This window comes from Agriterribacter sp. (assembly GCF_035444585.1).
Lineage (GTDB): Bacteria > Bacteroidota > Bacteroidia > Chitinophagales > Chitinophagaceae > Agriterribacter.
In genome coordinates, this window is the sequence record NZ_DAOMOZ010000282.1 from 2,888 (window position 1) to 5,427 (window position 2,540).

A 2,540-nucleotide genomic window follows, 5' to 3' on the forward strand; every position below is an offset into this window, starting at 1 on the left:
GATGACGGCCGTTTATATATGTACAATGGCAGCAGCAACCGGTACCCGCTGTATGGCATTGAACTGAACCGCGAAACATTTCAACCCGTCGGCACAAGAAAAGAAATGTATTTCCTGGAAGAATGGCGTTACGGCTGGCAGCGGTTCGGTGAATATATGGACAATACCTTTTTGGATCCCTTCCTGGAAGGAGCATGGATGACCAAACACAACGGTAAGTATTACCTGCAGTACGGTGCACCGGGTACGGAATTCAGCGGTTATGCCGATGGCGTTGTGGTAGGCGATGATCCCCTGGGGCCTTTCACGCCCCAAAGCGATCCTTTCAGCTATAAGCCCGGCGGATTTGCGCGGGGCGCAGGCCATGGAGCTACTTTTCAGGATAAAAGGAACAATTACTGGCATGTATCCACAACCGTGTTGTCGGTAAAGAATAATTTTGAAAGAAGGATCAGCATTTGGCCCGCCGGGTTTGATAAGGATGACATAATGTATTGCAATACGGCTTTTGGCGATTACCCGCATTACCTGCCGGGCGCAGGCGCCGGTGAAAATGCGGTAAAAAGCGCGGCTCCTTCAACGTACTTCACCGGGTGGATGTTATTGAATTACAATAAGCCGGTTATGGTTTCGTCTACCCTGGGCAGCTATGCCGCCAACAATGCGGTAGACGAAAGCATTAAAACGTACTGGAGCGCCGCTACGGCCAATAAAGGAGAATGGATACAAACTGACCTGGGCGAAGTAAGCACCGTTAACGCCATACAGGTTAATTATGCCGACCAGGATGTAGACAGCAGCTTCCTCGGTAAATCATCGGGCGTATACCACCAGTATAAAATATACTATTCGCGAAACGGCAAAAAATGGGAAACGCTGGTTGACAAAAGTGCCAATAAAAAAGATGTGCCGCACGATTACGTGGAACTGGAAACACCTGTGCAGGCAAGATACATTAAGCTGGAAAATATACACATGCCTACCGGTAAGTTTGCCATCAGCGGGTTAAGGATCTTTGGAAAAGGTCATGGAGCAAAACCTGAAGCGGTAAAAGATTTTATCGTATTGCGTACGGAAAAGGATAAACGAAGCGCCTGGCTCAAATGGCGGCCGGTAAACAATGCGTATGCCTATAATATTTATTATGGTACTGCGCCGGATAAATTGTACAACTGCATCATGGTGCACAATGCCAATGAGTACTGGTTCAAGGCAATGGACAGCCGGAAAGCCTATTACTTTACCATTGAGGCGATCAATGAAAACGGGGTGTCGGAGAAAGCCAGATTGGTAAAGGCAGAATAGGCCCGGAGCTAACCCGGTCATAACGGTTTTTGAAGGAAGCAGGTACCGGCTTATTTGCTTCTTCCGGTCATTGGTCATTGCTGTTCAATGTTTTTTTGGTGAATGCTGTTAACAGAAAGTTTTACCTTCAATGACCGTTATTCTGGGTTACAACTTATACAATTTTTTTATGAACATAACATTGTTAGATACCGGGGTCGGTTATATTTTTTTATGATTAATAACTTACGAATGAAAATCATAACCAGGATCATTACTGTACTTCTTATTGTATTTGCTGCAACAACCACCTATGCCCAGCAACCGCCTTTTTATAACGACATACAGCAGTTTAAAAAGCTCGACAGCGCTTATTTCCCTCCAAAGAAGGCTGTACTGTTCATTGGCAGCTCGTCGTTTACTTTCTGGAAAGATGTACAGGAATATTTTCCGGGGCACACTATTATTAACCGGGGGTTTGGCGGCTCATCCCTGCCCGACCTGATCCGTTATGCCGATGATATCGTTTTTGCTTATGATCCCAAACAGGTGGTGATCTATTGCGGTGAAAACGACCTGGCAGCGTCCGATACCGTTAGTGCTGCAACGGTTGCCCAAAGATTTATTACGCTCTTTACAATGATCAGGAATAAATACCCCAAAATACCGGTATTGTATGTTTCGATGAAGCCCAGCCCCAGCCGGGAACACCTGATGCATAAGATGGACGCGGGCAATTGGGCCATAAAAGAATTTTTGAAGAAGCAAAAAAGAACTGTATTTGTTGATGCCTATCACTTAATGCTGGATGCCTATGGCGAGCCGAGGAAAGAGCTGTTCATTGAGGATATGCTGCATATGAATAAGAACGGCTATGCGATCTGGCAAAAAGCGATAGGGCCTTACCTGAAATAAATGAGTGGTAAGTGCCCGCCCGGCTGAACGCCGTTCGGACGGGGTAAGCCGTGAGTTGCCCGACATTAGTATACTTTAGCTGATTGCTGATCGCTGAAAGCTGACCGCCCAGGAGAACGTGAGAGGTGAGATGTGAAAGAAAAAAGAGGCTGTGTTCGGAATTAATTTCTATTGACAGTATAAATGTTGAAGCAATTTTTTTAGTCTTAAATAGTTGCTTATGAAACTCCTTTTTATTGCTATTGCTTTCGTTGCTTACCTGCCGCTTACAGCTCAGGTGCAAACTGCGGCTCAGCAAACAAAGATGAACGCTTTTGTTTCATCGTTGATGAGCAAAATGA

Annotated in this window: 2 protein-coding genes; both read left to right on the forward strand. The window is 45.6% G+C overall.

What is annotated here, in order from left to right; genetic code table 11:
- Positions 1–1,305 (forward strand): discoidin domain-containing protein (locus tag PLH26_RS19990; protein ID WP_324587789.1); only part of this gene is annotated, 1,305 nt, incomplete at its 5' end.
- Between the two features lie 231 nt (positions 1,306–1,536).
- Positions 1,537–2,199, forward strand: coding sequence for a GDSL-type esterase/lipase family protein (locus tag PLH26_RS19995; protein WP_324587790.1), 663 nt, complete (start codon positions 1,537–1,539; stop codon positions 2,197–2,199).
- Positions 2,200–2,540 lie beyond the last annotated feature (341 nt).